The organism is Streptomyces sp. NPDC001450, assembly GCF_053597295.1.
Genome location: NZ_JBSFHY010000008.1, coordinates 60,692 through 80,256, shown reverse-complemented (window position 1 = coordinate 80,256; position 19,565 = coordinate 60,692). Strand labels below are relative to the sequence as shown.

Genomic DNA, 19,565 nt, shown 5'->3' with positions numbered 1-19,565 from the left:
TCACCGCGCTCCCGCCAGCTCCTCCGCCGCCGTCTCCCGCAGCACCATGTCCCGCAGCGGCCCGTCCACGGCGGCCAGCTCCGCGTACCGCCCCCGCTGCACCACCCGGCCGGCGTCGAGTACGACCACCTCGTCCACCGCGTCGAGTCCGGCCAGCCGGTGAGTGATCAGCAAGGTCGTACGGCCCTCCGTGGCGGCCAGCAGATCCGCGGTGAGCGCGTCCGCCGTCGGCAGGTCCAGGTGCTCGGCGGGCTCGTCCAGGACGAGGACCGGGAAGTCGGCGAGGAGCGCGCGGGCCAGCGCGAGGCGCTGCCGCTGTCCGCCGGACAGCCGCGCCCCGTGCTCGCCGACGAGCGTGTCCAGCCCGTCGGGCAGCCCGTCCACCCAGTCCAGCAGCCGGGCCCGGGCCAGCGCGTCTCGCAGGTCGGCCTCGGTGGCGTCCTTCCGGGCGAGCAGCAGGTTCTCGCGCACGCTGCTGTCGAAGAGGTGCGCGTCCTGGGCGCACAGTCCGACGAGCCGCCGTACGTCGTCGTCGGACATGGCGTACGCGTCCACACCGGCGAGCGTGTACGAGCCCGCCCGCGGGTCGAGGAACCTGAGGAGCACCTGGGCGAGGGTCGTCTTGCCGGAGCCGGAGGGACCGACCACGGCGATCCGGCGGCCCTGCTCCAGCGTGAGGTCGAGTCCGGCGAGCGCGTCCCGGTGCTGCCCGGCGTGCCGGGCGTCCAGGCCCCTGAGCACGACCGGGAAGGGCGAGGCGGGCGCCTGCCGGGGCCGCCCCGGCTCGCGTACGGGCTCCGGGGCGTCCAGCACCTCGTACACGCGCTCCGCGCTCCGGCGCACCCGCTGCCGGTAGCGCACGGCGAGCGGCAGCCCCAGTACGGCCTCGAAGGCGGCCAGCGGGGTGAGGACCACCACGGCCATCGCCACGCCGCCGAGCCGGCCCGCGGCGACCGCCTGGATGCCGAGCAGGGCACCGGCGGTGACGGTCAGGCCGGAGAGCAGCGCGGTGAGCCCGTCACCGAGCGCGGTGACGGCGGCGGAGCGCGAGGCGATCCGGGTGAGCGTGCCGTCGGCCTGCCGGGCCGCGGCCGTACGGGCCGGCAGCGCGCCGGCGACGGTCAGCTCGGCGGTGCCGGTGAGCAGGTCGGTCACCCGGGTAGCGAGCTCTCCGCGGGCGGGCGCCAGCCGCCGCTCGGCCCGCCGGGCCGCGGCCGCGGTGACCAGGGGGACTCCGACACCGGCCGCGAGGAGCCCGGCCGCGAGGGCGGCTCCGGCCTCGGGCAGCAGCCAGGCCGTGAAGGCGACGGAGGCGGTGGAGACGGCGACCGCGACGCCGGCGGGCAGCAGCCAGCGCAGCCAGTAGTCCTGGAGCTCGTCCACGTCGGCGACCAGCCGGGTGAGGAGATCACCGCGGCGGGCCGTGCGCAGCCCCGCGGGAGCCAGCCGCTCCAGCCGCCGGTAGACGGAGACCCGGGTGTCGGCCAGCATCCGCAGCACGGCATCGTGCGACACCAGCCGTTCGGCGTACCGGAAGACGGCCCGCCCGATCCCGAAGGCCCGCGTCGCCGTCACGGCCACCATCAGATACAGCACCGGCGGCTGCTGCGAGGCCCGCGAGATCAGCCATCCGGAGGTGGCCATCAGCCCGACAGCGCTGCCGAGCGCCAGGCTCCCGAGCAGCAGCGCAAGAAGAAGCCGACCGCGCCGGGGCCCGGCCAGCCCCCGAACCCGGGCAAGCGCGCTCCGAGTACGTGCCGCGGGCTGCCTTTCCGGGCCACTTGCACATTGACCGAGTCCGGTGGCGGGTGGGCCAGGACGGGGGTCCAGGGGGCGGAGCACCCTGGGAGGGCAACTCCCGGACTGGTGCGCCAAAGTCTCCGCGCCCTCCAGCCGCACCACCCGATCGGCAACTTCCAGCAGCGCCGGCCGATGCACGACAAGCAGCACCGTGCGCCCCGCCGCAAGCCGCCGTACCGCCGCCACGACGTCGGCCTCGGTCGCCCCGTCCAGCGCGGCCGTCGGCTCGTCCAGCAGCAGCACGGGCCGGTCGGCGAGAAAGGCCCGGGCCAGCGCGAGCCGCTGCCGCTGCCCCGCGGACAGCCCGGCCCCGTCCTCGCCGAGCACGGTGCCGGCCCCCTCGGGCAACGCGTCCACGAACTCCAGGGCGCCCGCGTCCCGCAGCGCCCGGCGTACTGCGGTGTCGTCCGCATCGGGCCGGGCCAGCCGTACGTTCTCGGCGATGGTCCCCGCGTACAGGTGCGGCCGCTGCGGCACCCACGCGATCCGCGACCGCCACTCCGCCAGGTCGACGTCCGCGAGATCGGTTCCCCCGACCCGCACCCGGCCCTCGGCGGGCCGTACGAACCCCATCAGCACGTTCAGCAGCGTCGACTTGCCCGCGCCGCTCGGCCCGACCAGCGCCACGGTCTCGCCGGTCCCGACGGTGAACGACACCTCGCTCACGGCGTCCGCCGACCGCCCCGGATAGCGCACTGTCACCCCGTCGAAGGCCAGCGGGCCCTCGGGCACCGCCGCGGTGCCGGACGCCGGTACCGGCGTCTCCAGTAGGGCGAAGATCTCCTCCGCCGCGGCGAGCCCCTCCGCCGCCGCGTGGTACTGGGCGCCCACCTGACGCAGCGGCAGATACGCCTCGGGCGCCAGCACCAGGATGACCAGGCCGATGTACAGGTCCATGTCGCCGTGCACCAGACGCATGCCGATCGTCACGGCGACCAGCGCGACCGACAGCGTGGCCAGCAACTCCAGGGCGAACGAGGAGAGGAACGCGATCCGCAGGGTCCGCATCGTGGCCTGGCGGTACTCGCCGGTGATCCGGCGGATGGACTCGGCCTGCGCCTTGGCCCGGCCGAACACCTTCAGCGTGGGCAACCCGGCGACCACGTCAAGGAAGTGGCCCGACAGCCGGGACAGCAGCCGCCACTGACGGTCCATCCGGGACTGGGTGGCCCAGCCGATCAGCATCATGAACAGGGGGATCAACGGCAGGGTGCCGACGATGATCGCCGCCGACACCCAGTCCTCGGTGACGATCCGCGCCAGCACGGCCACCGGGACGACGACCGCGAGGCCCAGCTGCGGGAGATAGCGCGAAAAGTAGTCGTCGAGGGCGTCGACCCCGCGGGTGGCCAGGTTGACCAGCGAGCCGGTCCGCTGCCCGCTCAGCCACCCGGGACCCAGCTGGGCGGCGCGCTCCAGCAGCCGCCCCCGCAGCTCCGCCTTCACGGCCGCGCTCGCGCGGTGTGCAGCGAGTTCGGTGAGCCACGCGACAACCGATCGCCCCACGGCCACAGCCGCCAACAGCACCAGGGGAGTGCGCAGTTCAGCGACCGACTGCCCGTGCTGGAAGGCGCCGACCACCACCTCGGCGATGAGCATGGCCTGGGCGATGACCAGCCCGGCCCCGACGGCCCCGAGGCCGACGACCGCCACCAGGAAGAGACGGGTGGCGCGGGCGTAGTGCAGGAGGCGCGGATCGATTGGTTTCACGTGAAACATGCCCTTCGGTCCAGAGGGTGTGTTTCACGTGAAACACACCCTCGACGGACTCAGTGTGCGGCAGCGTCAGGAGCGATGTGCTGCGTGCCGATCCGCTTGCGGAACACCCAGTAGGTCCAGCTCTGGTAGAGCAGGACGAGCGGCGTGGCGATGGCCGCACACCAGGTCATGATCCTCAGCGTGTACGGGCTCGACGAGGCGTTGGTGACCGTCAGGCTCCAGCCCCCGTTGAGCGTGGACGGCATGACGTTCGGGAAGAGCGACAGGAAGAGCATCGCCACCGCCGCCACGATGGTCACGCCGGACAGCGCGAACGACCATCCCTCGCGCCCCGCCTGATTGGCCACCAGAGCGGCCACCAGAGCGGCGACCGCCACGATCAGGGCCACCAGACTCTTGCCGTCACCGCTGTCGGCCTGCGTCCACAGCAGGAAGGCGAGCGCCAGAACAGCCGTGACGAGACCGACCCGCAGCGCCAGCTTCCGTGCCCGCAGCCGGATGTCCCCGACGGTCTTCAGCGTCGTGAAGACCGCGCCGTGGAAAGTGAAGAGCGTGAGCGTCACCAGGCCGCCGAGCAGGGCGTAGGGGTTGAGCAGGTCTCCGAAGCTGCCGACGTACTCGAAGTGCTGGTCGATCTTCACCCCCCGCACGATGTTCCCGAAGGCCACGCCCCACAGGAACGCAGGGATGAGCGAGGTCCAGAAGATGGCCGTCTCCCAGTTGCGCTGCCAGTTCTCCTCGGGCCGCTTCGCCCGGTACTCGAAGGCCACGCCCCGGACGATCAGACAGACCAGGATGACCAGCAGCGGCAGATAGAAGCCGGAGAAGAGGGTGGCGTACCACTCCGGGAAGGCGGCGAAGGTCGCGCCGCCCGCCGTGAGCAGCCACACCTCGTTGCCGTCCCAGACGGGCCCGATCGTGTTGATCAGCACCCGGCGCTCGGGCCGGTTCCGGGCGAGCAGCCTGGTGAGGATGCCGATCCCGAAGTCGAAGCCCTCCAGGAAGAAGTAGCCGGTCCACAGGACGGCGATGAGGACGAACCAGACGTCGTGAAGTTCCATGACTGTTCCCCCGGCCTAGTACGAGAAGGCCATCGGCTTGTCGGCGTCACGGGTGTCGCCGCCGATCTTCGTGGGTGGGTTGAGGTCGGCCTCGGTCAGCTCCGGCGGGCCGGCCTTGACGTACTTCGCCAGCAGCTTGACCTCGACGACGGCGAGGATCGCGTAGAGCGCGGTGAAGACGATCATCGAGGTGAGGACCTCACCCTGGGAGACACCGGGGGAGACCGCGTCCCGGGTCTGCAGGACGCCGTAGACGGCCCACGGCTGACGGCCCATCTCGGTGAAGATCCAGCCCCAGGAGTTGGCGATCAGCGGGAAGGCCAGGGTCCAGATCGCGATGCGCCAGTACCACGTGGTCAGCTTCGGGCCGAGCGCCTTGTTCGGGAACAGCACCAGGTGAGGCACCTCGTCGTCGCCGACCCTCAGGTGCTGCGGCAGCATGAACTTCTTCCGGGTCAGCCACAGTCCGGCGAGGCCGATGGCGAAGGAGGCCATGCCGAAGCCGATCATCCAGCGGAAGCCCCAGAAGGCCACCGGGATGTTGGGCCGGTAGTCGCCGGGCCCGAACTTCTGCTGCTCGGCCTTGTTGACGTCGTTGATGCCGGGGACGTACGAGGTGAAGTCGTCGTTGGCGAGGAAGGACAGCAGGCCCGGGATCTCTATCGCGACCGTGTTGTGGCCCTTCTCGACGTCGCCGTAGGCGAAGATCGAGAACGGTGCCGGCTTCTGGCCGTCCCACAGCGCCTCGGCGGCGGCCATCTTCATGGGCTGCTGCTTGAACATGACCTTGCCGAGCACGTCACCGCTGACCGCGGTGAGCAGGCCGGCGATGACCACCGTGACCAGGCCGAGCCGCAGCGAGGTTTTCATCTCGCGGATGTGCCGCTTGCGGGCCAGGTGGTAGGCGGAGATGCCGACCATGAAGGCGCCGCCGGTCAGGAAGGCCGCGGAGAGGGTGTGGAAGGCCTGGCTGAGCGCGGTGTTCTGGGTCAGGACATGCCAGAAGTCGGTGAGCTCGGCCCGGCCCTTCGCCTTGTTGATCCGGTAGCCGACGGGGTGCTGCATCCAGGAGTTGGCCGACAGGATGAAGTACGCCGACAGGATCGTGCCGATCGAGACCATCCAGATGCAGGCCAGGTGGATCTTCTTGGGCAGCTTGTCCCAGCCGAAGATCCACAGCCCGATGAAGGTGGACTCGAAGAAGAACGCGATCAGGGCCTCGAAGGCGAGCGGGGCGCCGAAGATGTCACCGACGAAGCGCGAGTAGTCCGACCAGTTCATGCCGAACTGGAACTCCTGCACGATGCCGGTGACCACACCCATCGCGATGTTGATCAGGAAGAGCTTGCCCCAGAACTTCGTCGCCCTGAGGTACTTCTCCTTCTCCGTGCGCACCCAGGCCGTCTGGAGCCCGGCCGTGAGGGCGGCCAGGGAGATCGTCAGGGGGACGAACAGGAAGTGGTAGACGGTGGTGATGCCGAACTGCCAGCGCGCCAGTGTCTCCGGCGCCAGAGCCAGGTCCACGTCATCACTCTCCTTACTACGCCGTGGTACTGCGGCGGTTTGCCCCTCTTGTCACGTACATAGAGGACCAAAAGGGATGCGCTTGTGAACGCGTTCACATTCACAAGCCATTATGACGTACCGATTTTCCACAGCCAACGGGGGGTCCCCACTGTGCCGTCACGTCAAGACCTTGGCGATGACTTCAACATCTTGTTGAATTGCGCTCCGGGCACCTGGACGGGGACGCCTCAATCCTGGCGACCGCGCGGGACGGCGACCCCGTACGCGTGGAACTGATCCACGAGCAGGCACGGAACGACGAGTGGGCCCCGCACACGCGAGGCCCACCCGGAACCGCTTCGATGCTCCCGACGGAGCGCCCGCTCAGATCTCCTTGTGGAACGCTTCCGCCACCTTCAGGAAGATGTCGTTCGCCTCGGTCTCGCCGATCGTCACCCGCACACCCTCGCCCGCGAACGGCCGGACCACCACACCGTGCTCCTCACAGGCCGCCGCGAACGCGACCGTGCGCTCCCCCAGCCGCAGCCACACGAAGTTGGCCTGGGTCTCCGGGACCGTCCACCCCTGGGCTCGCAGCGTGTCGACCACGCGCGTGCGCTCGCACACCAGCGAGCCGACCCGGCCCAGCAGCTCGTCCTCGGCCCGCAGCGAGGTGATCGCCGCCTCCTGCGCGAGCTGGCTGACACCGAAGGGCACCGCCGTCTTGCGCAGCGCCGCCGCCACCGGCTCGTGCGCGATCGCAAAACCGACGCGCAGTCCGGCGAGGCCGTAGGCCTTCGAGAACGTGCGCAGGACGCAGACGTTGGGCCGGTTCCGGTACAGCTCGACGCCGTCGGGCACCTCGGGGTCGCGGATGAACTCCCGGTAGGCCTCGTCCAGCACCACCAGCACATCGCCGGGCACCCGGTCGAGGAACCGCTCCAGCTCCGCGCGCCGCACCACCGTGCCCGTCGGGTTGTTGGGGTTGCAGACGAAGATCAGACGCGTCCGGTCGGTGATCGCCTCCGCCATCGCGTCCAGGTCGTGCACATCGCCCGGCGTGAGCGGCACCCGCACCGACCGGGCGCCGCTGATCTGGGTGATGATCGGGTACGCCTCGAAGGACCGCCAGGCGTAGATCACCTCGTCGCCGGGGCCGCTGGTGGCCTGGATCAGCTGCTGGGCGACACCCACCGAGCCGGTGCCGGTGGCCAGGTGGGAGAGCGGGACACCGAAGCGCTCCGACAGCTCGTTCATCAGACCCGTGCAGGCCATGTCCGGGTAGCGGTTGAAGTTGGAGGCGGCCGCGGTCACGCTCTCCATCACGCCGGGCAGCGGCGGATACGGGTTCTCGTTGGAGGACAGCTTGTAGGCGACCGGCCCGCCGGCCGCGGCAGGCTTGCCCGGCTTGTAGGTGGGGATACCCGCCAGCTCGGCGCGCAGCTTCGGGCTCGTCTCGCTCACCGCAGTCCTCCTCGCGACCCCCGGCGGACCGTCGACGCCGCCGGTTTTCAATACTCCACACCTTATGAGGATTCGGCGTTCCTGCGAACAGATGCGGGACACCAAGAGGTGAACCTCATCGTTCCCACAGGCATCAGGGGCATCATCAGACGAAGGCGTACGTATCGGGGGGCGCGCCGCACATATATCTATGCGCCGGTGGCTCGCGCCGTGGCGCGCATCACCCGTGCAGGTGAGTTGAGACCTCTTCGAGACATCGAGCACTTGGCAGGCCCATGCGCGTCGACAAGTTACGTCTTGCCATGAGAGCGCTCAACTTCCTTCTTTTCCAAGACAGTTGAGCCGTAATGACCATGCAGAAACGTACCTGCCAACGCGTGCATATGCGTCCGCACTACCCCACCGCATGAGCCCTACTATCGGCTCGCCATGACAGCAGCAGGGAAGCACCAGGTGAGCCGCGCGGAAACCTCACGTCGAGGCAGTCGGCCGGGCCGGGCAGGCATCAGAGACGTGGCCGCCGCCGCCGGGGTCTCCATCACGACCGTGTCCGACGCCCTCAACGGCAAGGGCCGGCTCCCGGATGCCACCCGGCGCCACGTCCGCGAGGTCGCCGACCGGCTGGGGTACCGCCCCTCGGCCGCCGCCCGCACCCTCCGTACCGGCAAGTCGGGACTGATCGGCCTGACCGTGACGACGTACGGGGATGAACCTTTCACCTTCACGGAGTTCGCGTACTTCGCCGAGATGGCCCGGGCCGCCACCTCGGCCGCGCTCGCCCGTGGCTACGCCCTGGTCATCCTGCCCGCGACCTCCCGCCACGACGTGTGGTCCAACGTGGCCCTGGACGGCACGGTCGTCATCGACCCCTCCGACCAGGACCCGGTGGTCAGCGAACTCGTCCGGCAGGGATTGCCGGTCGTCTCCGACGGCCGCCCGGCCGGCTCGCTCCCGGTCACCGCCTGGGTCGACAACGACCACGAGGCCGCCGTCCTCGGCATCCTCGACCACCTCGCCGCCGCGGGCGCCCGCCGGATCGGCCTGCTCACGGGCACGACGACGGACACGTACACCCATCTGTCGACCACGGCCTACCTGCGCTGGTGCGAGCGCGTCGGCCAGGACCCGGTCTACGAGGCCTACCCGGCGCACGACCCGTGCGCGGGCGCCGTCGCCGCCGACCGGCTGCTCGCCCGCCCCGACCGCCCCGACGCCGTCTACGGCCTCTTCGACCCCAACGGCACCGACCTGCTCGCCGCCGCCCGCCGCTACGGCCTGCGCGTCCCGGACGACCTGCTGCTGGTGTGCTGCAGCGAGTCCACGGTGTACGCCAACACCGAGCCGCCCATCACCACGCTCTCCCTGAAGCCGCGCCGGATCGGCACCGCGGTGGTCCAGCTGCTCATCGACGCCATCGAGGGCGTCGAGTCGGACCATCCCGTCGAGCAGGTGATACCGACCGAGCTGATCGTGCGCACCTCGTCCCAGCGGCGTCCTCCGCGCACGACCGTCAGCCCGCCGCGGGCCCCGGAAGGGCGATAGCGGGAAGGGGATCGCAGGCGGGAGTCCGGCGGGTGGCGCGGTCGGATCTCCCGCTGCGGCCGGGGGCCGCGGGGCCGAGCCTGGCCGCCATGGCTCGGCCGCCTCGCGGCACGCGGCTCCGTAGCCCCAAACGGGTCGGTCGACCGTCCAGCCGTGCGGCCGACGCAGGACGGGCAGCCGGTCGAACCCCTGCCCAAACGGGGCGAAAGCCGCGGTGAACTGGCGTCTTGCTCTGATTCACCACCCCTGGGTCATCACACGGCGCGACGCGCATTCCTATGATGGGCCCACGACACCGCGGGCCGCTGCGACCAGGCAGTCCGAAGCGGTGCAGCTGCGGCGCGATGGTGGAGGGGTCTGATGACTCAGGGGGCCGGTCAGGGACCCGAGGTGGAGCGGACGGCGACGTTGCGCGACTTCCGGGTACCCGCGTACGTCCACGAGACCGGTCCGTACGTCCACGCCCAGTCCGGTGACACCCTCCCGCCCGTGGACGATGCCTACCCGGAGGGCTACACGCCCACCCAGCGCGACCTGCCCGTCATCAACCGCGGCGACACGCTCCAGGTCCCCGTCGAACCGGCCCCCGCCGCCCCCGCCGCGCAGCCCACGGCCGGCCCCGGCGCGCTGTACGTCGTCGGCGACGTCCACGGCTACCTGGACGAGCTGGTGGCCGCCCTCCAGGAGAAGGGGCTGATCGACGCCTCCGGCCAGTGGTGCGCGGGCACCGCCCGGCTGTGGTTCCTCGGCGACTTCACCGACCGCGGCCCGGACGGCATCGGCGTCATCGACCTGGTGATGCGGCTGTCCGCCGAGGCGGCCGCGGCCGGCGGCTACTGCAAGGCCCTCATGGGCAACCACGAGCTGCTGCTGCTCGGCGCCAAGCGGTTCGGTGACACCCCCGTCAACTCCGGCGCGGGCACCGCCACCTTCCAGGCGGCCTGGTTGCTCAACGGCGGCCAGAAGACCGACATGGACCGCCTCCAGGACCACCATCTGCAGTGGATGGCCCGCCTCGACGCCGTCGAGGAGGTCGACGGCTACCTGCTCGTGCACTCCGACACCACCGCCTACCTCGACTACGGTGACTCGATCGAGGCCGTCAACGACACCGTCCGCGAGACGCTCACGCGCAACGACGCGGACGAGTGCTGGGACCTCTTCCGGAAGTTCACCAAGCGCTTCTCCTTCCGCGACGAGGGCGGCGCCGACGCCGTACGCTCCCTGCTCGATACGTACGGCGGCACCCGCGTCGTTCACGGCCACAGCCCCATCCCGTACCTGCTCGGCGAGGTCGGATCCGAGGACGGCGAGGAGAGCAGTGGACCCGTCGTCGAGGGACCGCACGTCTACGCCGAGGGACTCGCCATCGCCATGGACGGCGGCGTGACCATGGCCGGAAAACTGCTGGTCCAGCAACTTCCCCTGGATATCTGAGCGTTCGCTGGGCCGGCGCGCCCTCTACCGCATGAGCGCAGGTCGGCAGGCAATTTCCGGCAACCCCCTGTCACCGCGTGCCGTCACGGCTCTACCATCGGCTTATCCGTAGCAGGCTCCCCTCCGTTTCTGCCCGACGGCTCGCTCGCGTGCGAGCCACAAGCCCTACGGAGCATCGGGGGATGCACATGAACAGCGTTCCGCAGCACCTGCTGAGCGAGGACCGCCAGGAATTCGAGCGGATCCTCGATGAGGCGCTGCGCTCCGCACCACACCGACCGGAACTGGCCGCTGTCGGACAGCGGCTGAACCCCGAACAACTGCGCACCATGGCCCTCAACGCCACCGCGCTCATCACGGCGGCCGCGGCGACCGAGTACCAGCACTACGTGAAGGTCCGCGAGGAACAGCGCCACCCGGCGCCGTCCGCCCCCTCGGCCGCCCGCGATTCCGGTTGCGCCGAACCGGGTGCGGACACGATGGGGCTCGCCACCAGCCTCGGCGAGGCCGCCGAGACGACCGGAGCGGGCGCCATCGCCGTGATCGCGGTGCTGGCCCCCGTCCTCGCCGGGACCGCCGCGGCGATCTTCCTGCTCGTCGGCTACATCCTGAGAATGCTGGCCCCCGGCCAGGCCTTCGCCCAGACCATGCTCACCGCGGGCTGGGTGTTCGGCGCCGTGGCCGCGGCCGCGATCCTCGTCGCCGCGGTCGGTCTGCTGCTCACCGCCCTGCGCAACAGTGCCGCGGCGGAAGCCGGGACCCATGACGCGGCGAGCGAGGCGGTGGCCAGGGCCAGAGAGACCTGGCGGGAGGCCCTGCTGGAGCGCGGCATTCTGCCGTTCCTGCGGGACGCGCTCGCCCAGCCGGGCACGGCCGCCCTGCACCCCACGGCCCCGTCGGCCCCGACCGGCCGCATGCCGCGCCTGGGTTACGGCCGGCCCGGCTTCAGCAGTCCCGACGACGGCTCCGCCTCCGGCCGCCCGAGCTTCACCAGCCCGGACTACACGAGCCCGGACTTCGGTGGCCCGGAACACCAGCCGGAGTGAGGCGTGTGCCCCGCCCGGGGCACACGCCGGATCCCGGCCGGGAGCGAGCCGGTCCCGCTACAGCCGTCGGACGATCTGCGCCTCGACGCGTTCGACGGACGTTCGGCTGTAGACGTGCACGAGAGCGAGGTGGAACAGCGGGGGCGCCAGCGGCGCCCAGCGGTGGATACGGTCCTCCCGGAGCAGATACCTGATGACGGGCGCCGGACGGAACGGCACATAGTCGATCGTCTGATGCTCCCACCGGTCCGCCACACCCCTGCTCATCCGCGCCTGGAGGTCAGAACTCCGCAAGTCCTTGAGCCTGGCGAAGTAGTGGCCGCTCCAGTGGCGCTTGTCGACATCCAGGACGAAGGCCAGAAGGTCGAGCGAGTACTCGTGCGCCTCCAGAGCCAGTTCCTCACGCATTCCCCGACGGCACACCGCCTGCAGGTCCGGCGCGCTCCGTCCCGACGAGTCGATGTGCCGGGACAGGCCCTCGTTGACCGAGGAGTTCCACACGCCGGGCGCCATCCTGACCCGCTCGCTGCGCCGGCTCACCACGAGCATGTCGTCGGCGGTGACCACGGCGACGTTGACGGCGAAGCTGCACTGGAGGAACGCGGGGGCGGCCAAGGGCTGCTCGGGATCCAGGTATCGCGACCGGGGGGTCGCGCCGTCCGGCAGCCGACGGTCGAGCTGCTGAGCCGCCAGGAACGTGTAGTAGTCGGTCGGCCGCAGGCGCAGGTGCACCTCCGGCGTCTCGTCCAGTGCCGTACGAGAGATGTCGAACGATTCGACCGCATAACGCGGCCCGTTCCACAGCGGAGTGCGCCCCTCGGCGCGCAGGCGTTCGCTCTCGGTGGCTATCTCGTCCCGCCACGGATTCATGTCGGCCGGCAGCCGGACCTCTTCGTCCAGCACGTGCACGAAGATCGTCTCCGTCGGGATCGGGGTCTCGCCGTCTCCCTCCACGATCAGCGCCGAGGTCTGCAAGGGCCCGAGCGAGAACGTCCGCCACGCCGGTCCCGACTCCTCCCGGCGCCTGCGACCGCGCAGCGCACTCACCGAGCGCTTGCGCACCCGGAACCACGCGTCCTGCAGAGGCTGTTGGAACAGCACCGCGAACAGCATGCCGATGACAGCACCGGCCACCCCGTTGGCAACATCGATCCCACCCACACGGGAGACCTTAGGGATCTTGTCAGCCCCCGGCCGGCATCGTGTTCCTTCCGTTACGGCGCCTGTCCGGCGCGAGCATCCGGCAGTTCCCCGGACATCGGAGCCCGGGGAACGGCGCCCATCCGGATGCGTCAGTCCGCCAACGGCAGGTACACCCGGTTGCCCGCGGCCGCGAACTCCTTCGACTTCTGGGCCATGCCCTCCTCGATCTCGGTCCGGCTGCCGCCGTGCTCGCGGCGGATGTCCTGCGAGATCTTCATGCTGGACAAGTTCGGGCCGGAGTCATTCGCAGTCATGCGTCGGGATCAGGCAGTTGGACGATCGCGATGCTCTCGGCCTGAGCAACTGCCAGGCGGGATCCGTCGGGGTGCAACGCCGCAATCGGGGTCGGGACATGGGTGACGCCGTAGGCCCCGTCTCGCCTTGATACGTCCAGCTCGGGCCATTCCGCCAGTACGGAAGCGGTCGCGATGTCGATCAGTCTGGGGTGCCCATGCAGGGAGACGACCCGGCTGCCCTCTGCGATCAGGGTGCCGATCTCGAAATCGGTGCGGTTTCGGTGCAGCCACCGGCGCTGGGAGAGGGACCACACGCCGAGATGCTGAGGCCCCAGAGTCGGCACCTCCTCGTCATCGAGGACGTAGTCACCGGTCGCAACAGCCAGGCGATCATTGTCCAGCCAGCAGGCTGACGCCACTTCGGCATCCAGTCCCGGCTCCATGGGCATCACCCCTGGCCCGTCCAGGACGGCCGGGTCTGCCAGCGCACTGTCCAGGTCGAACACTTCAACGATCCCGTACGGATGCCACACCCAGCCGGCTACCAGAAGATGCCTGGCGTCCTGGCTCACCGACAGCCGGGAATGGAACACATCCCTGGCTCGACGTGTGCCTGCGGTGAGCCGTTGCCCCGATTCGACGTCCTCGACCTGGAGGACGGCGTACTCGTCCGGGCAGTGAACCAGGATCTCCCGGCCATCCCGCAACGCTCCCAATGCCACGGGGTAGTCGAAGTCCTCCGCGTGGTAAGCGCTGCGCGAGAGCTCCCGGACAACGCGCGCTCCTTCCAGTAACAGGGCCGTGGTCCCGCGCTCGGCGTAGACAACGCTGTAACGGCCGGAGGGAGACACCACGCTTCTGTCGAACCCGGGACCGTGGTCGGTAGAGATCCGACGCTCCACACCGACGGAATCCCAGGCTCGCCCTCCCACCAGATCAACCAGATCGTCGCCCTGCCAGACAAGTGACTGGACCGACGCCGACACCGTCCACAACCCCACGGGATCCATCGCCCGCCCCCCTGACCGCCGCCCACCGATGACGCTGCTCCCGAGGCATTGCGTCCCGCGGAGCAGCGCCAATCTAGATGGTTCAGTCCGCGATCGGCAGGTACACCCGGTTCCCCGCCTCGGCGAACTCCTTCGACTTCTGGAGCATCCCCTCAGCGACCTCCTCCGCCGACGCGCCCTCGGCCGCCGCACCACCGAACCGCTCTGTGATGCTTTGACTGATCTTCATGCTGCAGAACTTCGGCCCGCACATGGAGCAGAAGTGAGCCGTCTTGGCGGGCTCGGCCGGCAGCGTCTCGTCGTGGAACTCCCGTGCCGTGTCCGGGTCCAGGGCGAGGTTGAACTGGTCCTCCCACCGGAACTCGAAGCGGGCGTCGGACAGCGCGTCGTCCCACTCCTGCGCTCCGGGGTGCCCCTTGGCGAGGTCGGCCGCATGCGCCGCGATCTTGTAGGTGATGACGCCGGTCTTGACGTCGTCACGGTTGGGCAGGCCCAGGTGCTCCTTGGGCGTGACGTAGCAGAGCATCGCCGTGCCCCACCAGGCGATCATCGCGGCACCGATGCCGGAGGTGATGTGGTCGTACGCCGGAGCGACGTCCGTCGTCAGCGGGCCGAGCGTATAGAACGGAGCCTCATCGCAGATCTCCTGCTGAAGGTCGATGTTCTCCTTGATCTTGTGCATCGGGACGTGTCCCGGGCCCTCGATCATGGTCTGAACATTGAAACGCTTCGCGATGCGGTTGAGTTCCCCGAGCGTGCGCAGCTCCGCGAACTGCGCCTCGTCGTTGGCGTCGGCGATCGAGCCCGGCCGCAGGCCGTCGCCCAGCGAGTACGTGACGTCGTAGGCGGCGAGGATCTCGCAGAGCTCCTCGAAGTTCTCGTACAGGAAGGACTCCTTGTGGTGCGCGAGGCACCACGCGGCCATGATCGAGCCGCCGCGCGAGACGATGCCCGTCTTGCGGTTGGCGGTGAGCGGCACGTACGGCAGGCGCACGCCCGCGTGGACGGTCATGTAGTCCACGCCCTGCTCGGCCTGCTCGATGACCGTGTCCTTGTAGATCTCCCAGGTCAGTTCCTCGGCCTTGCCGTCGACCTTCTCCAGCGCCTGGTAGAGCGGCACCGTGCCGATGGGGACGGGGGAGTTGCGCAGCACCCACTCGCGGGTGGTGTGGATGTTGCGGCCGGTGGAGAGGTCCATGACCGTGTCGGCGCCCCAGCGGGTCGCCCAGGTCATCTTCTCGACCTCCTCCTCGATGGAGGACGTGACCGCGGAGTTGCCGATGTTGGCGTTCACCTTCACCAGGAACCGCTTGCCGATGATCATCGGCTCGATCTCCGGGTGGTTGACGTTGGCCGGCAGCACCGCGCGGCCCGCCGCGATCTCCTCGCGGACCACCTCGGGAGAAACGTTCTCGCGGAGGGCCACGAACTCCATCTCGGGCGTGATCTCGCCGCGGCGGGCGTACGCGAGTTGCGTGACCGCCTTGCCGTCACGGCCCCGGCGCGGCTGCCGCGGACGTCCGGGGAAGACCGCGTCCAGGTTGCGCAGCCCGCCGCGCGGTGAGGTGTGCTTGATCCCGTCGTCCTCGGGGCGGACGGGACGGCCGGCGTACTCCTCGGTGTCTCCGCGGGCGATGATCCAGTTCTCCCGCAGCGGCGGCAGGCCCCTGCGGACATCGGTGTCGACGAGTGGATCGGTGTACGGGCCTGATGTGTCGTACAGCGTGACCGACTGCCCGTTGGTGAGGTGCACCTGGCGGACCGGCACGCGCATGTCGGGGCGGGTGCCCTCGACGTACGCCTTGTGCCAGCCGATGGACTTCCCGGCCTCCTGGGACTTCTCGTCCTGAACGGAGGCAGGCGTGCGTGCGTCCTTGTTGGTCATGAGACCTACTCCCTACGCCGGCATTACCCGGTAACAGGTTCGGCGGTCGACGCAGCGGCTTCCGTCTGCCGATGTCTCCCGTGAAACCACGTTCCACGTGAAACATCGCGAATACGGAGGTCAGCGCCCTCTCAGCCCGGTGCTCCGAGCTCCCGCGTGTGCAAAGGTGCCTCCACGCTAGCGTCAATTCGGGCGCGGTGAACAGGGGGCCCCTGCCGTTCTTGCGATGATCGGGCGGTGACCACGACGGAGCAGCACCCGCACCCGCCGTCCGAACCGCCGCGCGGAGGCGGCTCCGGACAGGGCGGCGGCCACGTCCATGACGGCCACGGACACCGGCGCCAGCAGGGCCCGGGCGCCGGCCACGGCCACTCGCACGGGCACAGCCACAGCCACAGCCACGGACCCGCCGCGCCCGTCTCGAAGCATCTGCGCAAGGTCATCGCGGCGGTCCTGATCCCGTTCGCGGCCGCGGTCGTGGTCGGCCTGGTGGTGCTCTGGCCCGGGGGAGCCCCGCCGCACGAGCGCACGGGCGTCGGCTTCGACCGCCAGACACAGCAGGCCACGGTCACCAAGGTGGTCGAGGTGAGCTGCAAGTCGGTGAACGCATCGGGGGGCACCTCGCCCGGCGACACCTCCACCGCCGGGGGCAACTCGGCGCAGCAGGAGGCGAAAGCTACCTGCACGAAGGCGACGGTCCGGGTCGACACCGGCAACGACCAGGGCCGTACGTTCACCGAGATCGTGCAGCCGGACCAGTCACGGCAGTTGCACCAGAGCGAGAAGGTCGTGGTCGCCTACGAGCCCTCGGCGCCGAAGGACCTGCAGTACTCCGTCACCGATGTGAACCGTACGTTCCCGATGGCGTTGCTCGCGGGGATCTTCGCGCTCGCCGTCGTGGTGGTGGGCCGGATGCGCGGTGTCATGGCGCTGGTGGCGCTGGCCGTGAGCTTCCTGGTGCTGACGCTCTTCATCCTCCCCGCGATCCTGCAGGGCTCGAATCCGCTGCTGGTGGCCGTCGTCGGATCCAGCGCGATCATGCTCATCGCGCTCTACATGTGCCATGGACTGTCGGCCCGTACATCGGTGGCGGTGCTCGGCACGCTGGCCTCACTCCTGCTGATCGGCATCCTCGGCTCGGAGTTCATCGACTGGGCCGCGCTGACCGGCAACACGGACGACAGCACAGGCCTGATCCACGGCCTGTATCCGTCGATCGACATGAGCGGTCTGCTGCTGGCCGGCGTCATCATCGGTTCGCTGGGTGTCCTGGACGATGTGACGGTGACCCAGACCTCGGCGGTCTGGGAACTGCACGAGGCCAATCCGGCGATGGGCTGGCGCGGGCTATACCGGGCGGGCATCCGGATCGGTCGCGACCACATCGCCTCGGTGGTCAACACCCTCGTCCTCGCCTACGCAGGTGCCGCGCTGCCGCTGCTGCTGCTGTTCTCGATCGCGCAGAGCAGCGTGGGCACGGTCGCCAACAGCGAGCTGGTGGCGGAGGAGATCGTGCGCACGCTCGTGGGTTCGATCGGCCTGGTCGCCTCCGTCCCGGTCACCACCGTGCTCGCCGCCCTGGTGGTGTCGGCCGACCGGCCGGGACCGGACGCGGCGGCCCCCGCCGGGGCACAACCCGTTCCGGCGCGCGGCGGCAGGGGCCGACGCCGGAAGCGGTGAGGAGGCCCGGGCCGGGTCCGGGAGCCCATTGAAGAAGCGTTCCTGCACAGTCGCAGGCGGCATGGCGGAGCGCCTGGCGCCCCGTCGCCGCAACACCTCAGCCGGCGCTCTGCTCCTCGGCCAGGATGCGGTCCAGGGCCTCGTCGAGGTGGGCGTCGAAGTCGGCCAGCGCGCCTTCCTGCCCGAGCGGCACGAGCTTGTCCGTGCGGTCGAGGAAGGCCACGAGCGGCGGTGCGGAAGAGCGGAACAGGGCCTGGTCGCCGCCGACCTGAAGCCGGATCAGCACCTCGCCCAGCACCTCGGAGTCGACGGGGGAGATGTGCACATCCCCCTCACCGCACGGCCGTCCGACCCCGTCGATCAGCAGCTCTCGGCCGAAGGCCCAGGTCACCGGGGCATCACCGGGCAGATGGAAGGTCAACCGCACGGCATAGGGATCACAGGTCTCGTAGCGCAACTCCACCGGAATGCGGAAGGAGAGCTCCTCCGACACGAGAAAGCTCATCATGACTTCTGCTTGTACGGATTCCCGCATCGCCTACCCCGTCAAATGACATCGACTGGCCGGGATTGATCCCTCGACCGTGGTCCAAATCTTGCTGAACGTGCACAACAGATCACAAGGAGTGAGTTTTCAGATACTGATAGAGAGCGTCAGCGCGCCCAGATGGCGCCCGATCTCGGCCTGCAACCGTTGGGCGGCGGGCAGCAGACGGTCGGCCTGGTGGGCGGGGAGCGAGATGCCCAACGTGGCCGCCGTGGTGCCGACCGTGATCGGAATCGCCGCGCAGACCGTCCCCAGCGCGTACTCCTGACGCTCCACCACCGGCTCCATCCGTGGCATCCGGGCCAGCCGGCGCAGCAGGGCGTGGTTGTCGCGCACGGTGTACGGGGTGATGGACTGCACCGGATAGCGGCTCAGGTGGTCCCGGCGGGCGTCCTCGTCCAGCTGGGAGAGCAGGCACTGGCCGACCGCGTGGGCGTGCCCCGTCTCGCGGAAGTCGGCCCACTCCTCGACCGCCGGGGTCTCCCGCGAGTCGGCGACGCACATGACCTCGATCTCGCCGTCCCGGTACATCGCGTAGTACACCGGCACACCGATGGAATCGTGCCAGTGCGCCAGGGTGTCGGCCACCGTGCTGCGACGTTTCTGCTGCGCTCCGCTGCTGCTCAGCCGCTCGGCTGCGTCACCGAGGAAGAACAGCCCTTTCTCGCGGCGCAGATAGCCCTCGTGGACCAGGGTGCGCAGCAGGTGATAGGTCGTGGGCAGGGCAAGGCCGGTCTCGCGGGCGAGTTGCTTGGCGGGGGCGCCGTACTCATGCGCCGCGACGGTCTCCAGCAGGCGCATCGCGCGCTGCACGGATCCGATGAGGGTCGCGGCGGACGGTTGACCCGGAACGTCCGAGGAGTGCGCGGTTCCGTCGAGGGACGCGGCACGCGGCTGTCCCGGGACGGCCGCGGAGGGTGGCCGCTGCATGGGGGGTGTGCAGGAGTGCGGCGGAGCGGGGGGTGCGTGGGGTTCTGCCGGTGCGGTGTCAACCGTGGCCAAGGGTCACTCCCGTAGCGCGAGGGTGGGGGCAGCCCGTGCGGAGGAAGCACGGGTGGGGGTGTACGCCGCCCGCGGGGCCCGGCCCCGCGTGGGGTTCCGGACTCTAACCGCCCGCCACCGCGTGCAGACGGCCTGCTGAGGAAACTTCCCTCCCCCGAGGGAACCGGCGATTCCCGTTACCGGTCACCGGCTCCCGTGTCCCTCACCAGTCGCTGCGCGACGAGGAGTTCGACATGAACTTGCGCACGACGTAGATCAGTCCACCGACCAGGGCGACGAAGATCAGCGCCTTGAAGAGCAGGCCGATCACGAAGCCGACCACGGTCGCTATCAGGCTGCCGAAGACGACCAGGGCGATGACCGGCACCGCGACCCACTTCACCCACCACGGCAGCACCGCGAAGATCTCTCGCATTGCCCTCGTCCT

Annotated in this window: 15 protein-coding genes; 4 read left to right on the top strand and 11 right to left on the bottom strand. The window is 69.9% G+C overall.

Annotated elements, in window-relative coordinates; translation table 11 throughout:
- From cydD to hisC, 4 genes are all read right to left on the bottom strand, one after another.
- Entirely contained in the window at positions 1-3,510 is a 3,510-nt protein-coding gene (cydD, locus tag ACWC5O_RS10900) for a thiol reductant ABC exporter subunit CydD (protein ID WP_450586124.1), read from the bottom strand.
- A 59-nt stretch (positions 3,511-3,569) separates the two neighbouring features.
- Positions 3,570-4,580: a cytochrome d ubiquinol oxidase subunit II gene (cydB, locus tag ACWC5O_RS10895; RefSeq protein WP_450586123.1), complete on the bottom strand. Its 1,011-nt coding sequence runs from the start codon at positions 4,578-4,580 to the stop codon at positions 3,570-3,572.
- Positions 4,581-4,595: 15 nt separating this feature from the next.
- Positions 4,596-6,104, bottom strand: coding sequence for a cytochrome ubiquinol oxidase subunit I (locus ACWC5O_RS10890; protein ID WP_450586121.1), 1,509 nt, complete (start codon positions 6,102-6,104; stop codon positions 4,596-4,598).
- Between the two features lie 366 nt (positions 6,105-6,470).
- Positions 6,471-7,550, bottom strand: coding sequence for a histidinol-phosphate transaminase (gene hisC, locus ACWC5O_RS10885; protein ID WP_450586120.1), 1,080 nt, complete (start codon positions 7,548-7,550; stop codon positions 6,471-6,473).
- 429 nt (positions 7,551-7,979) lie between these two features.
- Here hisC and ACWC5O_RS10880 point away from each other — a divergent pair, with 429 nt between their 5' ends.
- The 3 genes from ACWC5O_RS10880 (at position 7,980) to ACWC5O_RS10870 (ending at position 11,575) form a co-directional block, all read left to right on the top strand.
- Complete coding sequence (locus ACWC5O_RS10880; protein WP_450586118.1) at positions 7,980-9,092, top strand: LacI family DNA-binding transcriptional regulator; 1,113 nt, start codon at positions 7,980-7,982, stop codon at positions 9,090-9,092.
- Between the two features lie 360 nt (positions 9,093-9,452).
- Positions 9,453-10,529 carry a metallophosphoesterase gene (locus ACWC5O_RS10875; RefSeq protein ID WP_450586117.1) on the top strand — a complete coding sequence of 359 codons (1,077 nt, stop codon included), beginning with the start codon at positions 9,453-9,455 and terminating at the stop codon, positions 10,527-10,529.
- A 182-nt stretch (positions 10,530-10,711) separates the two neighbouring features.
- Positions 10,712-11,575, top strand: coding sequence for a hypothetical protein (locus ACWC5O_RS10870; protein ID WP_450586115.1), 864 nt, complete (start codon positions 10,712-10,714; stop codon positions 11,573-11,575).
- A gap of 57 nt (positions 11,576-11,632) precedes the next feature.
- Here the strand turns inward: ACWC5O_RS10870 and ACWC5O_RS10865 are convergent, their stop codons facing one another.
- From ACWC5O_RS10865 to thiC, 4 genes are all read right to left on the bottom strand, one after another.
- The gene (locus tag ACWC5O_RS10865) at positions 11,633-12,736 is read right to left on the bottom strand and encodes a hypothetical protein (protein ID WP_450586113.1); all 1,104 of its coding nucleotides are present in this window, start codon (positions 12,734-12,736) and stop codon (positions 11,633-11,635) included.
- A gap of 131 nt (positions 12,737-12,867) precedes the next feature.
- On the bottom strand, positions 12,868-12,996 hold the full coding sequence (locus ACWC5O_RS10860; RefSeq protein WP_450586442.1) for a hypothetical protein: 129 nt from the start codon (positions 12,994-12,996) through the stop codon (positions 12,868-12,870).
- Positions 12,997-13,028: 32 nt separating this feature from the next.
- Positions 13,029-14,024 (bottom strand): hypothetical protein, encoded by a 996-nt coding sequence (locus ACWC5O_RS10855; protein WP_450586112.1) that lies wholly within the window; start codon positions 14,022-14,024, stop codon positions 13,029-13,031.
- Between the two features lie 82 nt (positions 14,025-14,106).
- Positions 14,107-15,909, bottom strand: coding sequence for a phosphomethylpyrimidine synthase ThiC (gene thiC, locus ACWC5O_RS10850; protein WP_450586110.1), 1,803 nt, complete (start codon positions 15,907-15,909; stop codon positions 14,107-14,109).
- A gap of 237 nt (positions 15,910-16,146) precedes the next feature.
- On the opposite strand from thiC, the gene ACWC5O_RS10845 reads away from it, so the two are divergent.
- On the top strand, positions 16,147-17,589 hold the full coding sequence (locus tag ACWC5O_RS10845) for a YibE/F family protein (protein WP_450586108.1): 1,443 nt from the start codon (positions 16,147-16,149) through the stop codon (positions 17,587-17,589).
- A gap of 97 nt (positions 17,590-17,686) precedes the next feature.
- On the opposite strand, the gene ACWC5O_RS10840 is transcribed toward ACWC5O_RS10845, so the two are convergent.
- The 3 genes from ACWC5O_RS10840 to ACWC5O_RS10830 all read right to left on the bottom strand — a co-directional run bounded on the left by ACWC5O_RS10840 (position 17,687) and on the right by ACWC5O_RS10830 (position 19,553).
- A complete protein-coding gene (locus ACWC5O_RS10840) occupies positions 17,687-18,124 on the bottom strand; it encodes an SsgA family sporulation/cell division regulator (protein WP_450586106.1) in 438 nt (145 codons plus the stop codon).
- A 99-nt stretch (positions 18,125-18,223) separates the two neighbouring features.
- Complete coding sequence (locus ACWC5O_RS10835; RefSeq protein ID WP_450586104.1) at positions 18,224-19,066, bottom strand: IclR family transcriptional regulator; 843 nt, start codon at positions 19,064-19,066, stop codon at positions 18,224-18,226.
- A gap of 274 nt (positions 19,067-19,340) precedes the next feature.
- A complete protein-coding gene (locus ACWC5O_RS10830; protein WP_450586103.1) occupies positions 19,341-19,553 on the bottom strand; it encodes a DUF5326 family protein in 213 nt (70 codons plus the stop codon).
- Positions 19,554-19,565: the final 12 nt, after the last annotated feature.

Excerpts from the sequence above, each read along its gene's own strand:
- ACWC5O_RS10830 (WP_450586103.1), bottom strand. The coding sequence starts at position 19,553 with ATGCGAGAGATCTTCGCGGTGCTGCCGTGGTGGGTGAAGTGGGTCGCG.
- cydB (WP_450586123.1), bottom strand. The coding sequence starts at position 4,580 with ATGGAACTTCACGACGTCTGGTTCGTCCTCATCGCCGTCCTGTGGACC.
- ACWC5O_RS10855 (WP_450586112.1), bottom strand. The coding sequence starts at position 14,024 with ATGGATCCCGTGGGGTTGTGGACGGTGTCGGCGTCGGTCCAGTCACTT.
- ACWC5O_RS10835 (WP_450586104.1), bottom strand. The coding sequence starts at position 19,066 with ATGCAGCGGCCACCCTCCGCGGCCGTCCCGGGACAGCCGCGTGCCGCG.
- ACWC5O_RS10860 (WP_450586442.1), bottom strand. The coding sequence starts at position 12,996 with ATGAAGATCTCGCAGGACATCCGCCGCGAGCACGGCGGCAGCCGGACC.
- ACWC5O_RS10870 (WP_450586115.1), top strand. The coding sequence starts at position 10,712 with ATGCACATGAACAGCGTTCCGCAGCACCTGCTGAGCGAGGACCGCCAG.
- ACWC5O_RS10880 (WP_450586118.1), top strand. The coding sequence starts at position 7,980 with ATGACAGCAGCAGGGAAGCACCAGGTGAGCCGCGCGGAAACCTCACGT.
- ACWC5O_RS10875 (WP_450586117.1), top strand. The coding sequence starts at position 9,453 with ATGACTCAGGGGGCCGGTCAGGGACCCGAGGTGGAGCGGACGGCGACG.
- thiC (WP_450586110.1), bottom strand. The coding sequence starts at position 15,909 with ATGACCAACAAGGACGCACGCACGCCTGCCTCCGTTCAGGACGAGAAG.
- ACWC5O_RS10840 (WP_450586106.1), bottom strand. The coding sequence starts at position 18,124 with ATGCGGGAATCCGTACAAGCAGAAGTCATGATGAGCTTTCTCGTGTCG.